Genomic DNA, 22,200 nt, shown 5'->3' with positions numbered 1-22,200 from the left:
GCCATCCGCACGGGCGGATGGCTTTCCGTTTTCGTTCAGTCTTGGGGATTCAATTCCCGGGCAATAGCGGCTAGACCGCGCAAATGCTGCTCCACGTCATCGCTCGCGGGAAGATCGGTCGTTCGCCCGAGGCGGAACTGGTCGACCGTTACGCCAGGCGCATCTCGTGGGGGTGGAAGGTAACCGAACTGCCCGATCGCGGCGGCACGGTCCCCCCGCCCTCGCACACCCCGTCGCGTACCGTGGCGATGGACGAGCGGGGCAGGCAACTCACCTCGAGCGAATTTGCCGCGATCCTCGGGCGCTGGCGCGACGATGGCGTGCGCGAGACGCGGTTCCTGATCGGAGCGGCGGACGGGCATGACGAAGCCCTGCGTGAAAGCGCGGACCTCCTGATCGCTTTCGGCAATGCGACCTGGCCGCACATGCTGGCCCGCGCTATGCTGGCCGAACAGCTCTGGCGCGCGACCAGCATTCTTGCTGGCCATCCCTACCACCGCGAGGGATAACCGGCGGCATGACGTCACGCCCGGCCTTGGTTTCCAGTCTTGTCTGCCTGGCCCTGGCGCTTGCCGGGATCGTCGGCTGGCGGGCCAGCGCGCAGCAGGCCAGTGCACAGCAGGGCAGCGCCTATGTCGACGCGGGCGAGGCGGGCGAGGTGCTGCGCCGCGCCGGTCAGGAACTGGCCCGTTCGCGCAGCCGCGCCGATCAGCTCGAGCTCGCCGCGCGCAAGGCTACCGCCGAGGCCGATCGCACCGCGCGCGAGGCCGCCGCCGTCGCCGCCCGCATCCAGCAGTCCGAGGCCGAGATCCAGTTGGCCCAGGCGCGGATCGCGCTGGTCGAGCGTCAGCGCGCGGCGCTGCGCGCGCGCATGGCGGTGCGCCAGGAACCGGTCGTCAGGCTGACCGCCGCGCTTCAGATGATGGCCCGGCGTCCGCTTGCCTTCGGTCTCGTCCGCTCGGATTCGCTGCGCGACACGATCTATCTGCGCGCGGTCATGGAAACCATGCTCCCCGAAGTTCGCCGCCGGACTGCGGGCCTGCGGGCGGAAATCCAGCGCGGCCGCAAGCTCCAGGCCGATGCCCGGCTTGCCGCCACCCAGTTGCGCGCGGGCGAACAGGCCCTCGCCACCCGCCGGGTCCAGCTTGCGACGCTCGAAAGCCGCCAACGCCTCGCCTCGCGCGAGGCGACGGGCGTGGCGAGCCGCGAGGCCGACCGCGCGATGGCGCTTGCCGAACAGACCCGCGACCTGTCCGCGCTGATGTCGCGGCTGGAAGAGGATGGCGCGCTGCGCACCACGCTTGCAGCCTTGCCCGGCCCGGTCCTTCCTCCCAACCGTCCCGGCGAAGTCCTGCGCGTGACCGATTCGCCCGCCGCCGTGCCCAGCCCGGCCGGCCCGCGCCTCGCCTGGATACTCCCCGTCTCCGGTCGCCTCGTCTCGGGCTATGGCGAAAAGTCGCCCACCGGCCTTACCACGGGCATAGCCCTTGCTCCTGCCGGCGGGGCGCAGGTCATTGCGCCCGCTGCGGGCCGCGTGGCCTTTGCCGGCCCCTATCGCGGCTACGGGCGGATCGTGATCGTCGAGCATGACGGCGGCTGGACCACGCTGGTCACGAACCTTGGCCGCATTGCCGCCACGGTCGGCGAAAGGGTGGTACAGGGCTCGCCCATCGGCACCGCCGGACCGGGCAGGCCGGTGCTGACGGTCGAACTGCGCCATGACGGGGCGCCCATCAATCCCCTCGCACAGGTGCGCGGCTGAACCTGCGTCGAAGCAGGTAAGCCGTTCGTCGAACAACGCGGAACGCCCTGCCGCAAAACCTCATCTGGCGTTAATTCGCAGCTGATTATAGAACGGCTCCAATGCACGCTCACTCGCGAAAGGCCCCCAGGGCAATGAAGTCCGCCTCCTTCAAGTTCGCCGGACTCCTGCGCGTCACCGCGCTCGTTTCTGCCGTCGCGCTCATTCCCGCCACGACCGCCGGCCTCGCTGCGGTCGATGCCCGCACCGGCCCCGAATTCGGCAAGCTCATCGCGGTCTACGAGCGGGTGAAGGCCAACTACGTCGAGCCGGTCGACGACGAGAAGCTCCTCAAGGGCGCGATCGACGGCATGCTCGCCACGCTCGACCCCCACAGCTCCTATCTCGACGCCCGCGATTTCGAGAACCTGCGCACCCAGACCGAAGGCTCCTACGGCGGCCTCGGCCTGTCGGTCACGATGGACGACGGCGCGGTGAAGGTCATCGCGCCGACCAAGGGCAGCCCCGCAGACCTCGCCGGGGTCAAGGCGGGCGATTTCATCACGCACCTCGATGGCAAGCTGATCTACGGCGGCTCGCTTGACGAGGCGGTCGACCAGATGCGCGGCGTGCCGGGCACCAAGATCCGCCTGTCGGTCTTCCGCCCCGGCCGCGACGAGCCGTTCGACGTGACCATCACCCGCCAGATCATCGAACTAAAGCCGGTGGAGTGGGAAATGCGCGGCAACGTCGGGGTCATCTCGGTCTCCAGCTTCAGCGCGGACGTCGGCACCTCTGTCCAGAAGGCGTGGAACGAAATCCGCGCCAGGTCGGGCGGCAAGGTCGCGGGCCTCGTGCTCGACCTGCGCGGCAATCCGGGCGGACTGCTCGACGAGGCGGTCGCCCTGTCGGACCTGTTCCTCGACAAGGGCACGATCGTGTCGCAGCGTGGCCGGTATGCCCGGGACAACGAGGTCTACCCGGCCGAGATCGATACCAAGGGCGACATCGCCAAGGGCACGCCGATGATCGTGCTGATCGACGAAGGCTCCGCCTCCGCGTCCGAGATCGTCGCCGGCGCGCTCCAGGACCAGCACCGCGCGGTCGTGATGGGCCAGCGCAGCTTCGGCAAGGGCAGCGTGCAGACGCTGATCCCGCTGACGCGCGACACCGCCATCAAGCTCACCACCGCGCGCTACTATACGCCTTCGGGCCGTTCGGTGCAGGAAGGCGGGATCGAGCCCGATATCGCCGTGCCGCAGATTTCCGATCCCGACCTGCGCAAGCGCCAGCTTCGCTCCTACCGCGAGAGCGACCTGCGCGGCCACCTGATCAACGAGATCAAGCTCGAGGACAAGGATCTCGAGAAGGACAAGACCGAAGACCCGCGCTTCAAGATGACGGCGGAAGAGCTGAAGGCGAAGGACATCAAGGATTTCCAGCTCTACTACGCGGTCCAGACCCTGTCGCGCACCGCGCCCCGTGGTGCACTTGCGGCGAAGGTGAAGGGATAATAGGTCTCGCGGCATGACACCGCAAAAGGCCCGCAACGCCGCATACTTGCTCGCGCTCGCCATTCCCGCCGCCCTCATGGGTGGGGCACTGGTCTCGCAATACGTCTTCGGGCTGTTTCCGTGCGAGATGTGCTGGTGGCAGCGCTATCCGCACATCGCCGCAATCGTCCTGGCGCTCCTGGCGCTGTCGATGAAGGGCCGGGGTAGCGGCGACCTCGCGGTGACGCTGGCGGCGCTGTGCATCGGCGCATCGGGCCTGATCGGCGGCTTTCATGCCGGCGTCGAATATGGCTGGTGGGAAGGCGTGACCGCATGCGCCACCGTGGCCGGGGGTGGCGATCCGCTCGATGCCATCATGAACGCACCGGTGATCCGCTGCGACGTGGCGCCGTGGACGCTGCTGGGCATCAGCCTGGCCGGTTTCAACTTCCTCATTTCGACCGCCGGCGCGGTCCTCGTGCTCGCGCTGCTCGGCAAGAGCCGCAGGAGTGCCTGACATGACCGCCAAGACCGCCGCCATGCTTCGCGTCGACCAGGCCGGCGAATATGGCGCGACCCGCATTTATGCGGGCCAGCTTGCCGTCATGGGCGACCGTGCGCCTCATGCCGCCGAAATCGCCGCAATGGCCGCGCAGGAAGCCGATCATCGCAAGCGCTTCGACGAACTGATCGCGCGTCGCGGGGTCCGTCCCACCGCGCTGCAGCCTGTATGGTCGGCCGCCGGTTTCGCGCTTGGCGCCGCCACCGCGCTGATCGGCCCCAAGGCGGCGATGGCCTGCACCGCCGCGATCGAGACCGAGATCGACCGGCACTATACCGAACAGCTCGACGAACTGGGCGACGAGGACCCCGAGCTAGCCGCGATGATTCGCGAATTTCGCGACGATGAACGCGAACATCGCGATGCTGCGCTTGCCGCCGGCGCCGAGCAGGCTCCCGCCTATCCGGTGCTGTTCCACGCCATCCGCCTTGGCTGCCGCGCCGCGATCGCGCTGTCCAAGCGGATCTGATCGCGGCCCGGGCGCCCCAATTTAGATTCAGCGCAACGACAACCCTTCATCTACCATTCACTGCGGGCTGGCCCTATATCGGGCAGGAGCCCCGCCGGAGACCTATGATGAAGCGCCTGATCCCTGCTGCCCTGATCGCTGCCAGCACTTTTGCGGGGGCTGCGCACGCCCAGGACCAGGGCCTCGTTGATCCGGGTGGGGAACGGGTGAACCAGCTCATCGTCTATGGCAACGACCCGTGCCCGGTCTCCGAAGGCAACACCATCACTGTCTGCGCGCGCAAGGACGAGGAGGAGCGTTTCCGCATCCCCAAGGCGCTGCGCGACGATCCCAACGCGGTGGTCAACCAGGCATGGTCGCAGCGGGTGAAGGCCTATGAAACGGTTGGCGCGTTCGGCACGAACTCGTGCTCGGCGGTCGGCGCGGGCGGGGCTACCGGCTGCCTCGGCAAACTGATCGACAAGGCCTATGCCGAGAAGAAGAACTCGCCCGACGTCCAGTTCGGCAAGCTGATCGAGGAGGAACGCGCCAAGCGCCTCCAGACCATCGATGCCGATGCGGCGGCCGAGCAGGGCCGGGTCGAGCAGATCGAGAAGGAATACGAGGCTCGCCTCAAGCGCGAGCGCGAGGAAGCCGCCGCGCAGGCCGACGCCCAACCGTCGACCACGCCGCCCCTGCGCCCCTGAGGGGCCCCTGCCGGTATCGCCGGTATCCGCTGATGGAACCGGGCCTGTCGCGGGATCGTTCCCGACAGGCCCGGGATCGGCCCGTCACCCCAGGGCGATGTCGGGCGCGTCTTCCTGCTTCATGCCGACGGTGTGATAGCCGGCATCGACATGGTGGGTCTCGCCCGTCACGCCCGAAGACAGGTCGGACAGGAAATAAAGCCCCGCGCCGCCCACGTCCTCGATGGTCACGTTGCGACGCAGCGGGCTGTTCAGTTCGTTCCACTTGAGGATGTAGCGGAAGTCGCCGATGCCGCTGGCGGCCAGGGTCTTGATCGGACCGGCCGAGATCGCATTGACGCGGATGCCCGCCGGGCCGCAGTCGTTCGCCAGGTACTTCACGCTCGCTTCGAGCGCCGCCTTGGCAACGCCCATGACGTTGTAGTGCGGCACGACCTTTTCCGCGCCATAGTAGGTCAGCGTCAGGATCGAGCCGCCCGCAGGCATCATCTCGGCCGCGCGCTTCGTCACCGCGACGAGGCTGTACGCCGAAATGTTCATCGTCATCAGGAAGTTGTCGAGCGTGGTGTCATAGAACTTGCCGCGAAGCTGGTTCTTGTCCGAATAGCCGATGGCATGGACGATGAAGTCGATCGTCGGCCAGCGCGCCTTGAGCGTCTCGAACGTCTGGTCGAGCGCGGCCATGTCGGACACGTCGCATTCGATCAGGAAATCGCTGCCGAGGCTTTCCGCCAGCGGGCGCACGCGCTTCTCGAGCGCTTCGCCCTGATAGGAGAAGGCGAGTTCCGCGCCCTGCTCGTGCAGCTTCTTCGCGATCCCCCAGGCCAACGACTTGTCGTTGGCAAGGCCCATGATCAGGCCACGCTTCCCTTGCATCAGTCCGGTCATGCGTTCTCGTTCTCGCTTCTTGTTTCGTTGTTCCGGATCGCGCGGGCGCGATCGTCTGCCTGGCCCAGCATGTCGCGTTCTTCCGGTGTTTCCGTCAGCGCGGCATTGAGTTCGGCCCCCACAACCATCCCTAAGCCGACCAGCCAGAAAAAGAAAAGGGCGATCATGATCCCGGCGAGGCTGCCATAGGTGAGATCGTAGGAAAAAAACGTCCGCAACATGCCCGGCAGGACGGTGGTGACCGCGATCCACCAGATCGTGACGAACAGCGCGCCCGGCCACTTGGGATAGTCGCGGCCGCGATAGGCCCCCGGGGTCAGCGATATGAATAGCAGCCAGAGCGCGGCATAAAGTACGAATGCGGGCACGAACCGCGACAAGGAAAGACTGGCGACCAGATCGCCGAATTGCGGAAGGAAGGCCTCGATCACTTCCTGGGCGGCGCCGATCAGAACCTGTGCGAAGATCGCCAGCAGGATCAGCACGACCGATGCCAGCGTGATGCCGGTGGACATCAGGCGGTAGCGCCACAGCGCATGTTCCCAGCGGGTGCCATAGGCGCGGCGCAGGATGTCGCGGATCGTCTCGACCAGGCTGCCCACGGTCCACAGGCCGAAGATTCCGCCCACCCACAGCAGCCACCCGGTGCGCGCCTCGATCACGCTGCGCGCTGCAGGCTCGATCGTCGCCGCGACGACCGGCGGCATCGCGATCAGCACGGTATCGATCGCGGCCGCGCGCTGGCTCGCCTCGCCGAAGAACGAGAACAGTGCCGCTCCGGTGATGAAGAACGGGAACAGCGCGATGATGATCATGTAGGCAAGGTTGCCGGCGTGGATGGAACCATCGTTGAACACGCCGGTCCAGACCCGCTTGACCACTTCCCAGGCCTTGCTGCCCGGGCCCAGCTTCTCGCGCGCATCGGCCAGCCCAGCGCGCCAGCGCAGCGCTTCGCGCCGTCGCGCTTCGGGCGAAAGGTCGGGAACCTCGACGAGCGGGTGCGCGCCCGGCGGGAGGTGGCCGGGCTCCATTCGTCAGGCTCCGAGTTTGTCGCGCAGGTTCCGCATGTCCTGCCAACCCTCGAGACGCGCTTTCAGATCCGCGTCGTCGGCGGGAATGTCGATCTGCAGGGTCACGAGCTGGTCGCCGCGGGCGCCGTCCTTGCGGGTGAAGCCCTTGCCCTTGAGGCGCAGGGTGCGGCCGCTCGAACTGCCTGGCGCTACGGTCAGCATGACCGCGCCGTCGACGGTCGGCACCTTGACCTTCGCGCCGTGAACCGCCTCGGAAAGGCTGATCGGCAGGTCGAGGCGGATATTGTCGCCATCGCGTTCGTAGAACGGGTGGTTGCCGATCTCGATCGTCACGATGGCATCGCCGTTGCCGCCCGGACCGGGCTCTCCCTTTCCGGCAAGGCGCATCTGCTGGCCGCTTTCGAGGCCCGCGGGCAGCTTGAGATCGATGGTCTTGCCATCCGACAGGGTAATACGCTGGTTGGCGCGCGTCGCCGCGTCGACGAACGAGACCTGCAGGCGATAGTTGACGTTCGCGCCCCGTGGAGGCGGCCCACGCCTCGCGCCGCCGAAGCCGCCGCCCATTCCGGCGCCGCCTCCGCCCGCACCCATGCCGCCGCGCCCGCCGAACAGGCCCTCGAATATGTCGCCGATGTCGATGCCTTCAGGCCCGCCACCAAAGCCGCCCTCGAAGCCTCCGTCATGGCGGAAGCCGCCTTGCGTGCCTCGTTGGCCTCCGCCGAAACCGCCGCCGAAGCCGCCGCCGAACGGCCCGGTCGGGTTGCCTTCGGCATCGATCTCGCCCCGGTCGAAGCGGGCGCGCTTGTCCTTGTCGGACAGGAGGTCATAGGCGCGGGTCACTTCCGAGAAGCGCTCCGCAGCCTTGGGATTGTCCTTGTTGGTGTCCGGGTGCAGTTCCTTGGCAAGCTTGCGATAGGCGGACTTGATGTCCTTTTCGCTTGCGCTGCGCGGAACCCCCAGGATCGAATACGGATCGGCCATGCGCCATAGCTAGGATTTGCGGGGCTTGCCCGCAAGGTTGCCTTTCCTACTCCGCCCGGCAGGAGTAGTCCGGTGTCCATGCAATTGATCCCGGTCATTGAGAACGCAGGCAAGAAAGCCCGAATGGCAGGCGGTATCTCCCGCGATATCGTCCGCCGCGCGGGCCTCCGGAAAGTTCCTCTGGACTGTGTAAACGGTGTAAACCTTGTCAGGAAAAGCGCATGAATTCTGAACGGACTGCCGAAGCGATCCCGCATGCGGATCCGCTCTCGATCTTCGAGTCGTGGTTTGCCGAGGCCCGGGCGAGCGAGCCCAACGATCCGAACGCGATGGCGCTGGCTACGGCGACGGCGGAAGGCGTGCCCTCGGTGCGCATGGTCCTGCTCAAGGGCCACGGGCCCGACGGTTTCGTGTTCTACACCAACCTCCAAAGCCGCAAGGGCGGTGAACTCGCGGCAAACCACCACGTTGCGCTGCTGTTCCACTGGAAATCGCTGCGCCGCCAGATCCGCATCGAAGGGACCATCGCCAAAGTCACCCCGGCCGAGGCTGACGCCTATTTCGCCAGCCGCCATCCCGAATCGCGTCTCGGTTCGGCGGCTTCGGACCAGTCGCGCCCCTTGCCGGACCGGCAGACCTACCTCGACCGCGTCGATGCGCTGCGGGCGCAGTATCCCGATGGAAACGTCCCACGCCCGGCGCACTGGTCCGGCTACCGCGTGACGCCGTCCGCCATCGAGTTCTGGCAGGACCGCGACTTCCGACTGCACGAACGCCGCCGCTTCCTTGCCGATGGGCAGGGCGGCTGGACCAGCACCCTCCTTTACCCCTAAGGCGCACCGCCATGGACATGACCCGCGCAGACACCCACGCCGATCTCAACCGCAAGGCCGCGCTTGCCAGCACGCTGGTCGCGTTGCTGCTCGTGGGGATGAAGGTATGGGCGGTTGTCTCCACGGGATCTGCCGCGATGCTCGGCAGCCTTGCCGATACCGCGCTCGATCTCGTGGCAAGCCTCGCGACCCTGCTCGGCGTGTGGGTCGCCTCCCAGCCGGACGACCACAACCACCGCTTCGGGCACGGCAAGGCCGAGGCGCTTGCGGCGATGTTCCAGGTCGTGCTGATCTCGATCTCGGCCATCGGCCTGGCCTTCCGCGCGGTCGGACAGTTCCTTGGCCAGGCCCAGGTCGCCGAAGCCGAAGCGGGCGTCATCGTATCGGCCATCGCTATGGTCGCGACGTTCGCCCTGCTCGCCTACCAGCGCCGCGTTATCCGCCAGACCGGCAGCCTCGCGATCAGCACCGACAATGTGCACTACAAGTCGGACCTGTTCCTGAACCTTGCGGTCATCGCCGCGCTTGTGCTCGACACCTCGCTGGGCATTCGCGGCGCGGATGCGGTCTTCGCGTTCGGGATCGCGCTGTGGCTGGGGTGGGGCGCCTGGGGCGCCTCGCAGGAAGCGATCGAGCAGTTGATGGACCACGAGTGGCCGCTGGAAAAGCGCGAACGGTTCCTGACCGTCGTGGCCCAACATCCCGAGCTGAAGGGCCTGCATGACCTGCGCACCCGCACCAGCGGCAACCGCGATTTCGTCCAGTTCCACGTCTGGGTCGACGGACGCATGACCGTGACCGAGGCGCATCGTGTTATGGACGAGATCGAGGACAAGCTGATGGCGGAGTTCCCCGGCGTCGAGATCCTCATCCATCCCGATCCGGAAGGGCTGGTCGACGAAGGGGCGATGGGCGCTGAGAATCTCCTCGCTCCCGGTCCCGACGGCACCAGTCCGGCCATACTCGCACAAGGAGCGCCCGGCGCGTGACCGACAGCAAGGTTCCCTATTTCCACGTCGATGCATTTGCGGCGCGCCCGCTTGGCGGCAACCAGGCGGCGGTAATGATCCTCGAGGCCTGGCCTGACGACGCCACGCTGCAGGCGATCGGCGCGGAGAACATGTTCGCCGAGACCGCGTTCCTCGTCGCGGACTATACCGGCGAGGCCGATTTCGAGCTGCGCTGGTTCACGCCGGCGGTAGAGGTTCCGATGTGCGGCCACGCCACGCTCGCATCCGGCCATGTCGTGCTGGGGCAGGACCCGATGCGCGGCCGCGTCACCTTCCGCACCCGCAAGGCCGGCATTCTCGAAGTGTCGCGCGACGGGGATCGCTATGTCCTGTCGCTGCCCGCCGTGGCGACCGAGCCGGGATCGTTCGACGAGGCGGTGCCCCTGCTGGGGGCGCCAGTTCCGGTCGAGGTCTGGCAGGGCCCGGGCTACAACATCTTCCTTTATGCCTCGGCCGACGACGTGCTGGCGCTCTCGCCCGATTTCAAGGCCCTGCTCCGCTTCGGCGACGTGCAGTTCATCGCCACCGCGCCGGGCGCGGGCCATGCCTCGGGCGCCGAGATCGTCAGCCGCGTCTTCGTGCCCGGCGGCGGGATCGACGAAGATGCGGCCACCGGATCGGCCCATGCCGCGTTGACCCCGTTCTGGGCCGCCCGGCTCGGCAAGACCGCCTTCGCCGCCCATCAGGCCTCGGCGCGCGGCGCGGATTTCGCCTGCCGGCTCGAAGGCGGCCGCGTGCTGCTCGGCGGGGACTGCGTGACGGTGGTCGAGGGCCTGTTCAGGTTGCCCTAGCGGTAAAGCGCCACGATATCGGCCAGCCGCTCGCGCACCGGTTCGAGCCGGTCGTCCTGCGTCTTGCCGAGACGGACGATTACAAGGCCCCGGCTCGGGCTGACCAGCACGTACTGGCCGAGATGGCCGATGCAGGCGAACAGGCCCTTCGGGCCGCGTTCGGGGAACAGGGCGGGATCGCCGCTCGTCGGCGAGCGGTTCAGCCAGATCTGCGCACCGTACTGACTTTCGCGCGCCGAGGGCGTGACCATGAACTCGATCCATTGGCGCGGGATGATCTGCGCGCCGCGTACCGAACCCTTGTTGCGCAGGAACTCGCCGAACTTCGCCCAGTCGCGCGCGGTGCCGTGGATGAGCGAACCGCCGACGAGCGTGCCCGCCGCATCGAATTCGGGCAGCATCGACTTCATGCGGGCCGGTTCGAACAGGCGCGTGCGCAAGTATTCGGCCACGGCATGGCGGCGGCTTTCGGGATCGTTCGCGGGTGAAAGCACCCTGGCCGCGAGGTCCGCGAGAATGACGCTCGTCGCCGTCGAGTATTCGAACCGGCGTCCCGGCTCGGCCTCGAGCGGCTGGTCTTCGGCGTAGCGCGCCATGTCGTCGCGTCCGTCGAGGAACAGCATTCGCACTTCGTCCGATTCGTAGACCGGCTCGATCGCCTCGGAATGGCGCAGGCCGGACCGCATCTGGAGGAGTTGGCGCAGCGTGATCTCGCCGCGCGGATCGCCGGGGCGCTGCCAGGCCGGGACCGGCGCGGTCTCGTCGAGACGAAGACGTCCGTCCGACACCAGCATGCCGATCATCACGCCGGTGATCGACTTTGCCATCGACCAGCTCACGAAGCGGGTGTTCTCGTGATAGCCCTCGCCATAGCGTTCCGCGACGATCCGGCCGTTCTTCATCACGATGACGGCGCGCGTTTCGTCGGCTTCCTTGTCGAACAGCCGATCGACCGCGCGTGCCAGCTTCTCGCGGTTGACGCCGGGGGACTGCGCGACGGCGGCCAGCGCCCCGTCGGACAGCGGCGGCGGTGCATCGGGCGCGTTCGTCCCCCGCGAACATCCCGCCACGGCTGGCAGGAGCGCGATCATCAGGATAAGGGAGAGCGAACGGCGGGCCATGGGGCTTGTCCTTCCTCCAGATCGCATGTCCATGGCAACCGGCAACCACAGTTCCCCCACAGATCGCTTGCGCGATGCGCCATCGCTGACCGTGGCGCCCCGCCCGAACCGGAAGCTGCGTTGGGCGCTTGTCGGGGTCGGGTTGCTGGCGCTCCTCGTTGCCGTGTTCTGGCCGTCGATTCGCGGATACGGCGTGACAGGCGCGAGCTATGGCGCGCGGGTTGCCTGTTCGTGCCGGTTCGCGGGCGGACGCACGCTTTCCGATTGCCGCAAGGATTTCGAGCCGGGCATGGGCCTCGTGACGCTTGGCGAGGATGCCGATGCGCGGAGCGTGACCGCGCGGGCGGGCCTGCTGTTCAGCCAGACCGCGACTTACCGCGAGGGATGGGGCTGCGTGCTGGAGCCGTGGAAGTAGGGCTTTGCCCCTTCCTCAGCCCTCAATCTCCCACCGCTCGGTCGAATCGATCCAGCCGCCGCCGACGACTCGGTCTCCGGCATAAAGCACGGCGGCCTGCCCCGGTGCGACGCCGTATTCGGGCTGCGAAAAGCGGATGCGCGCGCTTGCCCCTTCGCCGAACGATCCTTCGAGCACGACCGGGACCGGCCTTGCGAGCGAGCGGACCTTGGCGGTGAGCGGGGCATCGGGCAGCGGGCCGATGCGATTGGTTTCGACGATCGTCGCGCTGGCGACCGCCAGCATCGGACGCGGCCCCACCAGCACGCGACGCGAGGGCGCATCGAGGCCGATCACGTAGAGCGGCTCCGGCTGGCCGCCGATCTCGAGCCCGCGGCGCTGGCCGACAGTATAGTGGATGATGCCGCGATGCGTGCCGAGAACCTCGCCGGTGGCGGCATGTACGATCTCGCCCGGGGCGTCGCCTTCCGGACGGACGCTGCGCACGACCCTGGCATAGTCGCCATCGGGTACGAAGCAGATGTCCTGGCTGTCCGGCTTGGCGGCGACCGCGAGGCCCAGCTCCTCGGCGATCAGGCGGGTCTCCGTCTTGGGCAGCCCGCCCAGCGGAAAGCGCAGGAAGGCGAGCTGCTCCTCGGTCGTGCCGTACAGGAAGTACGACTGGTCGCGCGCCGGATCGACCGCGCGGTGCAGTTCGGGGCCGGCCGGGCCCATGACGCGCCGGACATAGTGCCCGGTCGCAAGGCAGTCGGCGCCAAGCTCGCGCGCCATTGCCAGGAGGTCGGTGAACTTGGGCCCCATGTTGCAACGGACGCAGGGGATCGGCGTGCGGCCCGAAAGGTAGTCGTCGGCGAACCTCTCCACCACCTCCTCGCGGAAGCTCGATTCGTGATCGAAGACGTAGTGCGCAATGCCGAGGCGGTCGGCGACGGCGCGGGCGTCGCGGATGTCGTCACCGGCGCAGCAGGCGCCCTTGCGGCCCGTCGCCGCGCCGTAATCGTAAAGCTGGAGCGTGACGCCGATCACTTCCGCGCCGGTTGCCGCGGCGAGCCCTGCGACGACGGAACTGTCGACGCCGCCCGACATGGCGACGACGATGCGCCGCGCGGACATCGGTCCATCGAGATCGAACAGCGAGGAAGCGCCTGAAAGTGCGGATGTCCGGGGCATGGCCGGCCCATAGGCCGTTTTTGCGGCGAGGGCAAAGCGGGGGACGAGGCGAACGTCGCGAGGGAAAATGAAAGGAACATAAACAAATGACAAAGGTCCTGTTTACCGGACCTTAGAGGTCTGTCCGTTAGACCCCTGCAAATGGACATGAGCTTCAACGATCCGGGCGCTTTCGTACCGGCCAATGCGGCAGGAGAGCTTCGGCCCCTGACTTGGCAGGGCCTGTGCGCGCGCATCGTTGCAGCTCAGGATTTGCGGCGTGCGCTGGCCGGATTCGTCGAAGCCGATGGGGCGGCGGCGACGGGCAGTTTCCACGGGCAGGCCGCGCGATTCATTGCGTCGGGATTTTCGGGCATTCCGGCGCACGGGGAAGGAAGTGAACAGCTTGTTAACCAACCATCTTCAGCGAATGGCAAAGCAACTCTGGCCACACAGCGGGGATCGAATGACCGCGGCGCGGTCGGGCTGCGTTGAAGCGCGAGACTGAGATGATCGAGAACCAGAAAATCCGCCCGGCTCAAGTCATCGGCCCTCTCGGGGAGCCGCTGACGCTTGAAAGCCTGCCTCCGCCGACCACCACGCGATGGGTCGTGCGCCGCAAGGCCGAGGTCGTTGCTGCGGTCAATGGCGGCCTGTTGACCATCGACGAGGTCTGCGAGCGCTACAGCCTGACGCTCGAGGAGTTTGCCTCGTGGCAGCGCGCGGTCGACCGCTCGGGCATGCAGGGCCTGCGCGTGACCCGCATCCAGCATTATCGCGACCTGTACGAGCGTCAGCTCAAGTACTGATCGCCTACTACCGGCTCCATCCGCGGCGGCCGTCTCCTTCGGGAGGCGGCCGTTGTTCTTTTTGGTACTCCGACGTTACAAAAAGTTACAGGTGCAAGAAAGACACGTTCGCCATTTCGGCTTAAGTCCCTTGTCGAGACGTAATTGCTACTCGTCGGAAGCGGGTCTATTGCGGACGCTTGACCCGCCACAACGGTGGCGCCGCAATGCTTGCGGCAAGTGTGTTATATGTATAGCACGCTACTCGAGCAACAGGGGCCCGCCCTCGAACCGGCACGGGACGAAGGCAGTGAAAAGAATGAACTACGAAACGACCATCGATGCCGAGGGCGCACAGGCGCTGGGATCCCTGGCCGACGGGGAGGACAGCGCAAGCCAATCGCGGCGCAAGTGGATCATCGGCGTCGCCGTGGTGCTGCTGGTCGTGCTTGCCTGGTGGTTCCTGCATGGACCGAGCGAGCCGGCCGGTCCGGCGAAGACCCAGGCCCAGGTGGTCACGGTCGTCGTGCCGGGCAAGACCGTCATTGCCGGTACCATAACCGCCAGCGGCACGATCGCCGCGCGCCGCGAGATGCCCGTTGGCGTCGCGGGCGAGGGCGGACAGATCGTGCAGGTCCTTGTCGACGCGGGCGACTGGGTTCGTGCAGGGCAGGTGCTGGCCGTCATCGACCGTTCGGTGCAGGGCCAGCAGATCGCCAGCCAGGCCGCCAACGTCGAAGTTGCGGCGGCTGACGCGCGGCTGGCGCAAGCCAATCTCGACCGTGCACTCAAGCTGGTCGAGCGCGGTTTCATTTCCAAGGCCGACGTCGACCGCCTGACCGCCACCCGCGACGCGGCCGTGGCGCGCGTTCGCGTGGCCCGGGCAAGCCTGGGAGAACTGGGCGCGCGTGCGGCGCGGCTCAACATCGTGGCGCCGGCGGCGGGGCTTGTCCTCACCCGCGCGGCCGAACCGGGCCAGATCGTCAGCTCGGGTTCGGGCGTGCTGTTCTCGCTTGCCCGCGACGGGCAGATGGAAATGCAGGCGCGCCTTGCCGAAGCCGACCTTGCGCGGTTGACAGTGGGCGCCACCGCCGAGGTGACGCCCGTGGGCACGACCCGCGTCTTCAACGGGCAGGTCTGGCAGCTTTCGCCGACCATCGACCAGCAATCGCGCGAGGGCATCGCCCGCATCGCGTTGTCCTATGATCCTGCGCTGCGTCCGGGCGGTTTCGCCAGCGCGACGCTGCGTTCGGGCACGGTCACCGCGCCGCTCCTGCCGGAATCGGCCATTCTGAGCGACGACAAGGGCACCTTCGTCTACGTCGTGGGCAGCGACAACAAGGCCCAGCGGCGCGACGTGAAGACCGGCGAGGTCGGCGCGCGCGGCATTTCGGTGGTCCAGGGTCTGGCGGGCAACGAGCGGGTGGTGCTGCGGGCGGGCGGATTCCTGAATCCGGGCGACGCGGTCCAGCCAGTCCTCGCCAAGTAGGGGCGGCTTCGTGAACTTCCAGAACATCTCGGCCTGGTGCATTCGCAACCCGGTCGTCCCGATCGTCCTGTTCCTGGGGCTGACCCTGGCGGGCCTCGTGTCCTTCATGCAGATGAAGGTGCAGGACAACCCGGACATCGAGTTCCCGATGGTGATCGTCTCGATCGCGCAGCCCGGTGCCGCGCCGACCGAGATCGAGAACCAGATCACGCAGCGCGTGGAATCGGCGGTCCGTTCGATCGCCGGGGTCGACACGCTCACCTCGACGGCATCGGAAGGCAACAGCCAGACGATGGTCCAGTTCAAGATCGGGCAGGACATCAACGCCGCGGTCAACGAGGTCAAGAACCAGGTCGACCAGATCCGCAGCGACCTGCCCGAAGGCATTCTCGAGCCGCAGGTCTTCAAGGTCGAGACGTCCTCGAACCCCATCGCCTACTTCGCCGTTGCCGCCGACGACATGACCATCGAGCAACTCTCGTGGTTCATCGACGACACCATCGCCAAGCGGCTGCTTACCGTGCCAGGCATGGCGGAAGTGAGCCGGTCGGGCGGCGTCAACCGCGAGATCGCGGTCACCATCGACCCGATGCGCATGAACGCGCTGGGCGTCACCGCCAGCCAGGTCAACGCGGCGCTGCGCCAGGTCAACATCAACGCGGCGGGCGGCAAGACCGAAGTCGCCGGTTCGCGCCAGTCGGTGCGCGTGCTGGGCAATGCGCGTGATGCCTATGCCCTGTCGCAGACCGAGATCGCGCTTTCGGGCAACCGCACCGTACGGCTCAAGGACGTCGCGGATGTCCGCGATTCCTACAGCGAGCTGACTTCGATCGCGAAGTTCAACGGCAAGGCGGTCGTCACGTTCTCGATGTCGCGTGCGCGCGGGGAATCCGACGTCTCGGTCTATGACGGCGCGCTCGAGGAGATGCGCAAGATCGAGAAGGAGCAGGGCGGCAAGGTCCACTTCGAGTTGCTGTTCACCTCGGTCAGCTACACCAAGGACCAGTACCGCTCGTCCATGAACGCGATGGTCGAGGGCGCGGTCCTTGCGGTCATCGTCGTGTTCTTCTTCCTGCGCGACTGGCGGGCGACGATCGTCTCGGCCATCGCCATTCCGCTCTCGTCGATCCCGACGTTCTGGGTGCTGGACCTGATGGGTTTCACGCTCAACCAGATGTCGCTGCTGGCGCTGGGCCTCGTGGCGGGCGTGCTGGTCGACGACGCCATCGTCGAGATCGAGAACATCGTGCGCCACATGCGCATGGGCAAGAGCGCATACCAGGCGGCGATCGACGCGGCCGACGAGATCGGCCTTGCCGTGGTGGCGACGACCTTCTCCATCGTCGCGGTGTTCTTCCCGGTGGCACTGATGCCTGGCGTTTCGGGGCAGTTCTTCAAGAACTTCGGCCTGACCGTCGTCATCTCGGTGCTGTTCTCGCTGCTTGTCGCGCGCATGATCACGCCGATGATCGCGGCCTATTTCCTCAAGGCCCACGGCGAGGCGGAGCATGGCGGCGGGCCGTGGATGGACCGCTACATGAAGGTGCTGGGCTGGTCGCTCGATACCGCGAAGGCGGCGGCGTATCGTGCCGCGCATCCGGGACGACGTTTCCGCGCCCGGCTGCGCGACCATCGTCTGTGGATGATGGGCATCGGCTTTGGCGCGCTGCTGCTGACGCTTGTCATGTTCGCGGTGATCCCGACGCAGTTCTTCCCTGATACCGACAGCGATTCGAGCACGGTCAGCATCGAGATGGTCCCCGGCACCACGCTGCAGCAAACCGAGAAGAAGGTGCAGGAGATCGTCACGCTCCTCAGCAAGGAACAGGAGGTCAAGTCGACCCTTGCTTCCGTGCGCGAGGCGAAGGCGAACATCTACGTCAACCTGAAGGCGGACCGCGAACGCTCGAGCCTCGAGTTCGAACGCCAGATGACGCCGCGACTGCAGCAGATTGCGGACGTGCGTGCCAACTTCCAGGCCCAGGGTCCGAGCGGACCGGGCGGCGGTTCGGGGCGTCCGATCAGCATCATGCTGGCCGGGTCCGATCCCGAGCTGCTGCAGCGTACCGCCCAGACGCTGGTCGAGCAGATGAGCGCGCTGCCGCTGCTGGTGGCGCCGCGCATCAGCGCCGACCTGCGCCGTCCCGAAGTCATCATCAAGCCGCGCCTCGACCTGGCCGCGAACCTGGGCGTGACCACCCAGGCGCTGAGCCAGGTGATCCGTATCGCGACGCAGGGCGAGATCGACCAGAACAGCGCCAAGTTCTCGCTTTCCGACCGCCAGGTGCCGATCCGGGTCAAGTTGCCCGAGGATTCGCGCCGCGACCTGTCGATCATCGAGAACCTGCCGGTGCCGACCGCATCGGGCGGTTCGGTCCCGTTGTCTCGCGTGGCCGAGATCGGTTTCGGCTCCGGCCCCACGCAGATCCAGCGCTATAACCAGAGCCGTCGCGTCTTCGTTGGCGCCGACCTGCCCCCGGGCGTGGTCAAGGGCGAGGCGATGGCAGCGATCATGAAGCTGCCGATCATGAAGAACCTGCCGCAGGGCGTTTCCAACACGGCCGCCGGCGAGGACAAGTTCCAGGCCGAGATGATGAAGAATTTCGGCATCGCGGTCGCATCCGGCGTGCTGCTGGTGTTCTCGGTGCTGGTGCTTCTCTATCACCGCTTCATTTCGCCCCTGGTCAACATGGGCTCGCTGTTCCTGGCGCCGCTGGGTGGCCTGATCGCGATCTGGCTGCTTGGCCAGTCGCTTTCGCTGCCGGTGTTCATCGGCATCCTGATGCTGTTCGGCATCGTGGCGAAGAACTCGATCCTGCTGATCGACTTCGCGCTGGAAGAGATGGCGGCGGGCAAGGGCAAGCTCGAGGCGGTGATGGAAGCGGGGCACAAGCGCGCGCAGCCCATCGTCATGACCACGGTTGCGATGGTCGCGGGCATGGTGCCGACCGCTGTTGCCATCGGCGGCGATTCCGGATGGCGCGCGCCGATGGGCATAGTGGTGATCGGGGGGCTCACGCTTTCCACGCTGCTGACCCTGCTGATCGTGCCGGCCGGGTTCAGCCTTGCCGATGGTGTCGAGAAGCGGATCGGTCCGTGGCTGGCCCGCAAGGTGCTGGGGTATGAGCCCGAGCATCGCCATGCCGCGACCGCGCGGAACGATACGGCGCACGGGGCATTCCCGGCGGAGTGACCGCAGAACCAACCGAGCTGGCCGGTCCGTCCCTACCGGCATATCGCGCAGCGGGCCGCACGGCCGTGGCACGCGCACAGGCCGCCCTGCCCGACAGGGCCAGGCGCATGCGCATAGTCGCGACCTTCCTGCTCGTGCTGATGGCCGTGCTCTATGCGTTCAGCCGGCGGTACGAAGGGCTGCACCCGGCGGTCGGTTTCCTGCGCGCCTTTGCCGAGGCGGCGATGGTCGGCGGGCTGGCGGACTGGTTTGCGGTGACTGCCCTGTTCCGCCATCCGCTCGGCCTGCCCATCCCGCACACCGCGATCATCCCGGAGAACAAGGATCGCATTGCCGATACGATGGCGGCGTTCCTGCAGACCAACTTCCTGACCCCGCAGGTGGTGGCGCGGCGCATGGGCGCGGTGAACTCGGCTGCCGCGATGGGCGCATTTCTGGCCGACCCGCGCGCCGGCGAAAGCCGCCTGCGCGACGGCGCCGCCGGACTGGTGGCGGACGTGCTGGAATCGCTCGATCCCGAGGAGCTTGGCGGGCTGGCCAAGGGCGCGCTGAAGGCGCAGCTCGAAAGGCTGGAGCTTTCGCCGCTGCTGGGCCAGTTGCTGGGCGCGGCGATTGCCGACGGGCGGCACATGCCCGTGATCGAGAGCCTGATCCGCAAGGCCGCGGAGACGATCGAGGCCAACGAGCCGCTGATACAGGCGACGATCCACGAGCGTGCCAACACGATCCTGCGCTGGACCGGCCTCGACGAGAAGCTCGCCAACGCAATCCTCGACGGCCTCTACAAGCTTCTGGCCGAGACACTGGTGGTGCCCGACCATCCCGTGCGTCGGAAGATCGAGGACGGCCTTGCCGCATTGGCGCACGATCTGGTCCACGATGCCGAGATGCGCGCGCGGGTCGAACGGATGAAGACCGAAGTCCTCGCCAATCCTGCCTTTGCCCGTTGGCTCGACGCGCTGTGGGAGCGCGGTCGAACCCGGCTCCTGCAGATCGTCCGCAATCCCGAGGGCGCGCTTGGCGGACAGCTCGGGGCCAGCCTTGCCGAGCTGGGCCTTGCCCTTCAGCGTGACGAACGGCTGCAGCGGGTGGTCAACCGCTTTGCCCGCAGGACGCTGGTCGGCGTCTCGACCCGCTATGGCGCGCAGATCGTGCGGCTGGTGTCGGAAACGGTGAAGCGCTGGGATGCGCGGACCGTGACCGACCGCATCGAAGGCGCGGTGGGCCGCGACCTACAGTTCATCCGCATCAACGGCACGTTGGTCGGCGGGCTGGTCGGACTGCTGCTCCATGCCGTGGACCTTGCCCTGTGACCCTGCCCGGCATCGACGTGAGCCCGCCTCGCATCGAAACCGACCGCCTGACCCTGACCGTCCCGGGGCGCGAGGATTACATCCTGATGCGCGATCTCGTGGCCGATCCGGAAGTGCACCGCTATCTGGGCCCCAGGCCCGACGATCCGACTACCGACATGTTCTCGCGCGCGCTGCGAGCGGCGGGGTCCTGGCATCTCTATGGCTACGGCCTGTTCCTTGCGCACGAGAAGGCGTCGGGTGCGTTTGTCGGCCAGCTTGGCGTGTTCCATTCGCTGCGCGGCTTCGGCAAGGGCATGGACGACGTACCCGAGGCTGGCTGGATCCTGGCGCGCGAACATTGGGGCAAGGGCTTAGCGCGGGAAGCGATGCAAGCCGTGCTCGACTGGTTCGACGCGGCGCAGGGCCCGCAGCGCATTGCCTGCATGATCGAGCGCGGCAACGCGGCCTCGGTCGCCCTCGCCGAACGACTGGGCTTCGTGCGCTACGGCGAGCACGAACTGGCCGATGGTGTAATCGTCGACCTGCTGGAGCGCACCTAGGCGGCGTTCGGTCCGGTTTCAGGCCTGCCTGGCCCCCCACGCGCGCAAAGCAGCACTGCGACGCGCGATTGCAGGTCCTCGATGGTGAACGGCTTGGTCAGGATGTCGATGCCCGGTTCCATGGTGTCGCGCTGGAGGATTACGCTGTCGGCATAGCCGGTGACGAAGAGGACTCCCAGGTCCGACCGCCGCCGCCGCGCCTCGTCGGCCACCTGGCGGCCGTTGAGGCCGCCGGGAAGCCCGACGTCGGTGACGAGCAGGTCGATCCCCGGGTGGCGTTCGAGCATCGCGAGCGCGGCGGGCCCGTCGTGCGCCTCGAGGCATTCGACACCGATCAGGTCGAGCGCATCGACCATCATCATGCGCACCGTCGGCTCGTCGTCGACGACGAGGACCGTCGCGCCAGGCAATTCGGGCTGCGGTTCGTGAACGCCGGTTTCGCGAGGGACTTCGGCCGGGCCCTCGTGGCGCGGAAGGTAGATGCGGACCTGCGTGCCTTCGCCGGGGCGGGAGCGGATGCGCACGATACCATCGCTCTGCCGGGCAAAGCCGTAGACCATCGACAACCCCAAGCCCGTTCCGCGCCCGGTCGGCTTGGTGGTGAAGAACGGCTCGAACACGCGGTCGAGATCCTCTTCCGGAATGCCGACGCCGGTGTCGCTCACGGTTATCGTCACGTAGTCGCCTGGCGGAAGGCCCCGCTCGGTAGCGCTGGCTTCGTCGAGGGTGACGTTATCGGTTTCGATGGCAAGTCGACCGCCGTCCGGCATGGCGTCGCGAGCATTGATGCACAGGTTCAGCAGCGCGTTCTCGAGCTGGTTTGCATCGACCAGCGCGGCCCATAGCGCGGGGTTGGTGCGCACCTCGACCGCGATCTGCGGGCCGACCGTGCGCCGCACCAGTTCGGCGAAATCGACCAGCAGGCGGTTCGCCTCGGTCGTGCGGGGGGACAGCGTCTGGCGGCGTGAGAAGGCAAGCAGGCGGTGCGTGAGCGCGGCCGCGCGGTGGGCCGCTCCGAGGCCCGCCGCAAGATAACGCTCTACATCGGCGGTGCGGCCCTGCTCCAGTCGTCGCGCGATCATCTCGAACGCCCCGGTGATCCCGGCGAGGAGATTGTTGAAATCGTGCGCAAGGCCGCCGGTCAACTGGCCGACCGCTTCCATCTTCTGCGCCTGCCTCAACGCGCTTTCGGCCAGCTCCCGCTGCGCCAGCGCATCGGCGACGCGCTGCTCGAGGGTTTCGTTCAGCTGGTGCAGAGCGCTTTCGGCGTCGACCCGTTCCGTGACGTCCTTGAAAAGGACTGCCACCAACCGGTCCTCGAAGGTTCCGAGGCGGAAGGCCGAGACTTCGAGATGGCGGCCGGTGACGACCAGTTCGTTGCGGAAGCGGATCGGTTCTCCGGTGCGCAGGACCTTGCCGTAGAACGCGATCCAGTCGTCAGCCTCGTCGGGCACCATCTCGCGCAGGTACTGGCCGACGACGTTGGGAATGCCGGTGTTGCGTTCATAGGCGGAGTTGGCGAGGACGTGGACGTAATCGCTGAGCGGACCATGCGGCCCGTCGAGAAACTCGATGACGCAGAAGCCATCGTCCATGTTCTCGAACAGGATGCGGTAGATCTCGCGGTCCAGCGCGGCAGCCTGCGGGGATGGGCGCGCTTTCGCCAATCCGTCCTTCACGACTGCGGCAATCTGGCGAGAGAAAT

22 protein-coding genes are annotated in these 22,200 nt (G+C 67.1%); 16 read left to right on the top strand and 6 right to left on the bottom strand.

The genetic code is table 11. The features are described 5' to 3' along the window. The first annotated feature begins 83 nt into the window (after positions 1 to 83). The 6 genes from SARO_RS00285 (at position 84) to SARO_RS00260 (ending at position 4,951) form a co-directional block, all read left to right on the top strand. On the top strand, positions 84 to 509 hold the full coding sequence (locus tag SARO_RS00285; RefSeq protein ID WP_011443720.1) for a 23S rRNA (pseudouridine(1915)-N(3))-methyltransferase RlmH: 426 nt from the start codon (positions 84 to 86) through the stop codon (positions 507 to 509). A gap of 8 nt (positions 510 to 517) precedes the next feature. Next, positions 518 to 1,762, top strand: coding sequence for a murein hydrolase activator EnvC family protein (locus SARO_RS00280; protein WP_011443719.1), 1,245 nt, complete (start codon positions 518 to 520; stop codon positions 1,760 to 1,762). A gap of 134 nt (positions 1,763 to 1,896) precedes the next feature. Then, positions 1,897 to 3,255, top strand: a complete 1,359-nt coding sequence (locus SARO_RS00275) for a S41 family peptidase (RefSeq protein WP_041549842.1) — start codon at positions 1,897 to 1,899, stop codon at positions 3,253 to 3,255. Positions 3,256 to 3,268: 13 nt separating this feature from the next. Beyond that, a complete protein-coding gene (locus SARO_RS00270; RefSeq protein WP_011443717.1) occupies positions 3,269 to 3,751 on the top strand; it encodes a disulfide bond formation protein B in 483 nt (160 codons plus the stop codon). A 1-nt stretch (position 3,752) separates the two neighbouring features. Further along, positions 3,753 to 4,265 (top strand): demethoxyubiquinone hydroxylase family protein, encoded by a 513-nt coding sequence (locus SARO_RS00265; RefSeq protein WP_011443716.1) that lies wholly within the window; start codon positions 3,753 to 3,755, stop codon positions 4,263 to 4,265. Between the two features lie 104 nt (positions 4,266 to 4,369). Further along, a complete protein-coding gene (locus tag SARO_RS00260; RefSeq protein ID WP_011443715.1) occupies positions 4,370 to 4,951 on the top strand; it encodes a hypothetical protein in 582 nt (193 codons plus the stop codon). 84 nt (positions 4,952 to 5,035) lie between these two features. Here SARO_RS00260 and fabI read toward each other — a convergent pair whose 3' ends face one another. From fabI to SARO_RS00245, 3 genes are read right to left on the bottom strand one after another with little or no spacing between them, the layout of a single operon-like run. Further along, complete coding sequence (gene fabI, locus SARO_RS00255) at positions 5,036 to 5,839, bottom strand: enoyl-ACP reductase FabI (protein ID WP_011443714.1); 804 nt, start codon at positions 5,837 to 5,839, stop codon at positions 5,036 to 5,038. Continuing rightward, positions 5,836 to 6,870: a YihY/virulence factor BrkB family protein gene (locus SARO_RS00250; RefSeq protein WP_011443713.1), complete on the bottom strand. Its 1,035-nt coding sequence runs from the start codon at positions 6,868 to 6,870 to the stop codon at positions 5,836 to 5,838. Before SARO_RS00250 ends, fabI begins: the two co-directional genes overlap by 4 nt. A gap of 3 nt (positions 6,871 to 6,873) precedes the next feature. Next, positions 6,874 to 7,851, bottom strand: a complete 978-nt coding sequence (locus tag SARO_RS00245) for a DnaJ C-terminal domain-containing protein (protein ID WP_011443712.1) — start codon at positions 7,849 to 7,851, stop codon at positions 6,874 to 6,876. 221 nt (positions 7,852 to 8,072) lie between these two features. On the opposite strand from SARO_RS00245, the gene pdxH reads away from it, so the two are divergent. The 3 genes from pdxH to SARO_RS00230 are packed head-to-tail and all read left to right on the top strand — an operon-like array spanning position 8,073 to position 10,485. Beyond that, complete coding sequence (gene pdxH, locus SARO_RS00240; protein ID WP_011443711.1) at positions 8,073 to 8,684, top strand: pyridoxamine 5'-phosphate oxidase; 612 nt, start codon at positions 8,073 to 8,075, stop codon at positions 8,682 to 8,684. 11 nt (positions 8,685 to 8,695) lie between these two features. After that, positions 8,696 to 9,673, top strand: a complete 978-nt coding sequence (locus tag SARO_RS00235; protein ID WP_011443710.1) for a cation diffusion facilitator family transporter — start codon at positions 8,696 to 8,698, stop codon at positions 9,671 to 9,673. Beyond that, a complete protein-coding gene (locus SARO_RS00230) occupies positions 9,670 to 10,485 on the top strand; it encodes a PhzF family phenazine biosynthesis protein (RefSeq protein WP_011443709.1) in 816 nt (271 codons plus the stop codon). Before SARO_RS00235 ends, SARO_RS00230 begins: the two co-directional genes overlap by 4 nt. On the opposite strand, the gene SARO_RS00225 is transcribed toward SARO_RS00230, so the two are convergent. After that, a complete protein-coding gene (locus SARO_RS00225) occupies positions 10,482 to 11,606 on the bottom strand; it encodes a serine hydrolase domain-containing protein (RefSeq protein ID WP_011443708.1) in 1,125 nt (374 codons plus the stop codon). The genes SARO_RS00230 and SARO_RS00225 overlap by 4 nt on opposite strands. 25 nt (positions 11,607 to 11,631) lie before the next feature. Here SARO_RS00225 and SARO_RS00220 point away from each other — a divergent pair, with 25 nt between their 5' ends. Next, positions 11,632 to 12,021, top strand: a complete 390-nt coding sequence (locus tag SARO_RS00220) for a hypothetical protein (RefSeq protein ID WP_011443707.1) — start codon at positions 11,632 to 11,634, stop codon at positions 12,019 to 12,021. Between the two features lie 15 nt (positions 12,022 to 12,036). Here the strand turns inward: SARO_RS00220 and mnmA are convergent, their stop codons facing one another. After that, on the bottom strand, positions 12,037 to 13,191 hold the full coding sequence (gene mnmA, locus SARO_RS00215) for a tRNA 2-thiouridine(34) synthase MnmA (RefSeq protein ID WP_011443706.1): 1,155 nt from the start codon (positions 13,189 to 13,191) through the stop codon (positions 12,037 to 12,039). A 141-nt stretch (positions 13,192 to 13,332) separates the two neighbouring features. Between mnmA and SARO_RS00210 the strand changes: the two genes are divergently transcribed. The 6 genes from SARO_RS00210 to SARO_RS00185 all read left to right on the top strand — a co-directional run bounded on the left by SARO_RS00210 (position 13,333) and on the right by SARO_RS00185 (position 20,495). Next, the gene (locus SARO_RS00210) at positions 13,333 to 13,665 is read left to right on the top strand and encodes a hypothetical protein (RefSeq protein ID WP_011443705.1); all 333 of its coding nucleotides are present in this window, start codon (positions 13,333 to 13,335) and stop codon (positions 13,663 to 13,665) included. A gap of 14 nt (positions 13,666 to 13,679) precedes the next feature. Then, the gene (locus tag SARO_RS00205) at positions 13,680 to 13,979 is read left to right on the top strand and encodes a DUF1153 domain-containing protein (RefSeq protein WP_011443704.1); all 300 of its coding nucleotides are present in this window, start codon (positions 13,680 to 13,682) and stop codon (positions 13,977 to 13,979) included. A gap of 298 nt (positions 13,980 to 14,277) precedes the next feature. Then, complete coding sequence (locus tag SARO_RS00200) at positions 14,278 to 15,447, top strand: efflux RND transporter periplasmic adaptor subunit (protein WP_011443703.1); 1,170 nt, start codon at positions 14,278 to 14,280, stop codon at positions 15,445 to 15,447. Between the two features lie 10 nt (positions 15,448 to 15,457). After that, a complete protein-coding gene (locus tag SARO_RS00195; protein WP_011443702.1) occupies positions 15,458 to 18,640 on the top strand; it encodes an efflux RND transporter permease subunit in 3,183 nt (1,060 codons plus the stop codon). Positions 18,641 to 18,747: 107 nt separating this feature from the next. After that, a complete protein-coding gene (locus SARO_RS00190; RefSeq protein ID WP_011443701.1) occupies positions 18,748 to 19,953 on the top strand; it encodes a DUF445 domain-containing protein in 1,206 nt (401 codons plus the stop codon). Next, positions 19,950 to 20,495: a GNAT family N-acetyltransferase gene (locus tag SARO_RS00185; protein ID WP_011443700.1), complete on the top strand. Its 546-nt coding sequence runs from the start codon at positions 19,950 to 19,952 to the stop codon at positions 20,493 to 20,495. The genes SARO_RS00190 and SARO_RS00185 overlap by 4 nt, the downstream gene beginning before the upstream one ends. Here SARO_RS00185 and SARO_RS00180 read toward each other — a convergent pair. Beyond that, positions 20,492 to 22,174 carry an ATP-binding protein gene (locus tag SARO_RS00180; RefSeq protein WP_234007380.1) on the bottom strand — a complete coding sequence of 561 codons (1,683 nt, stop codon included), beginning with the start codon at positions 22,172 to 22,174 and terminating at the stop codon, positions 20,492 to 20,494. The genes SARO_RS00185 and SARO_RS00180 overlap by 4 nt on opposite strands. Between the last annotated feature and the right edge of the window lie 26 nt (positions 22,175 to 22,200).

The sequence above is a fragment of the Novosphingobium aromaticivorans DSM 12444 genome, assembly GCF_000013325.1.
GTDB classification, from domain to species: Bacteria; Pseudomonadota; Alphaproteobacteria; order Sphingomonadales; family Sphingomonadaceae; genus Novosphingobium; species Novosphingobium aromaticivorans.
This window is presented reverse-complemented; position numbering and strand designations above follow the sequence as displayed.

What these genes read in the sequence shown, in the direction of transcription:
- SARO_RS00250 (WP_011443713.1), bottom strand. Translation starts at nt 6,870, where the DNA reads ATGGAGCCCGGCCACCTCCCGCCGGGCGCGCACCCGCTCGTCGAGGTT.
- SARO_RS00235 (WP_011443710.1), top strand. Translation starts at nt 8,696, where the DNA reads ATGGACATGACCCGCGCAGACACCCACGCCGATCTCAACCGCAAGGCC.
- mnmA (WP_011443706.1), bottom strand. Translation starts at nt 13,191, where the DNA reads ATGCCCCGGACATCCGCACTTTCAGGCGCTTCCTCGCTGTTCGATCTC.
- SARO_RS00225 (WP_011443708.1), bottom strand. Translation starts at nt 11,606, where the DNA reads ATGGCCCGCCGTTCGCTCTCCCTTATCCTGATGATCGCGCTCCTGCCA.
- SARO_RS00200 (WP_011443703.1), top strand. Translation starts at nt 14,278, where the DNA reads ATGAACTACGAAACGACCATCGATGCCGAGGGCGCACAGGCGCTGGGA.
- SARO_RS00275 (WP_041549842.1), top strand. Translation starts at nt 1,897, where the DNA reads ATGAAGTCCGCCTCCTTCAAGTTCGCCGGACTCCTGCGCGTCACCGCG.
- SARO_RS00245 (WP_011443712.1), bottom strand. Translation starts at nt 7,851, where the DNA reads ATGGCCGATCCGTATTCGATCCTGGGGGTTCCGCGCAGCGCAAGCGAA.
- SARO_RS00190 (WP_011443701.1), top strand. Translation starts at nt 18,748, where the DNA reads ATGCGCATAGTCGCGACCTTCCTGCTCGTGCTGATGGCCGTGCTCTAT.
- SARO_RS00210 (WP_011443705.1), top strand. Translation starts at nt 13,333, where the DNA reads ATGGACATGAGCTTCAACGATCCGGGCGCTTTCGTACCGGCCAATGCG.
- SARO_RS00220 (WP_011443707.1), top strand. Translation starts at nt 11,632, where the DNA reads ATGTCCATGGCAACCGGCAACCACAGTTCCCCCACAGATCGCTTGCGC.
- SARO_RS00280 (WP_011443719.1), top strand. Translation starts at nt 518, where the DNA reads ATGACGTCACGCCCGGCCTTGGTTTCCAGTCTTGTCTGCCTGGCCCTG.
- fabI (WP_011443714.1), bottom strand. Translation starts at nt 5,839, where the DNA reads ATGACCGGACTGATGCAAGGGAAGCGTGGCCTGATCATGGGCCTTGCC.
- SARO_RS00265 (WP_011443716.1), top strand. Translation starts at nt 3,753, where the DNA reads ATGACCGCCAAGACCGCCGCCATGCTTCGCGTCGACCAGGCCGGCGAA.
- SARO_RS00205 (WP_011443704.1), top strand. Translation starts at nt 13,680, where the DNA reads ATGATCGAGAACCAGAAAATCCGCCCGGCTCAAGTCATCGGCCCTCTC.
- SARO_RS00285 (WP_011443720.1), top strand. Translation starts at nt 84, where the DNA reads ATGCTGCTCCACGTCATCGCTCGCGGGAAGATCGGTCGTTCGCCCGAG.
- SARO_RS00260 (WP_011443715.1), top strand. Translation starts at nt 4,370, where the DNA reads ATGATGAAGCGCCTGATCCCTGCTGCCCTGATCGCTGCCAGCACTTTT.
- SARO_RS00270 (WP_011443717.1), top strand. Translation starts at nt 3,269, where the DNA reads ATGACACCGCAAAAGGCCCGCAACGCCGCATACTTGCTCGCGCTCGCC.
- pdxH (WP_011443711.1), top strand. Translation starts at nt 8,073, where the DNA reads ATGAATTCTGAACGGACTGCCGAAGCGATCCCGCATGCGGATCCGCTC.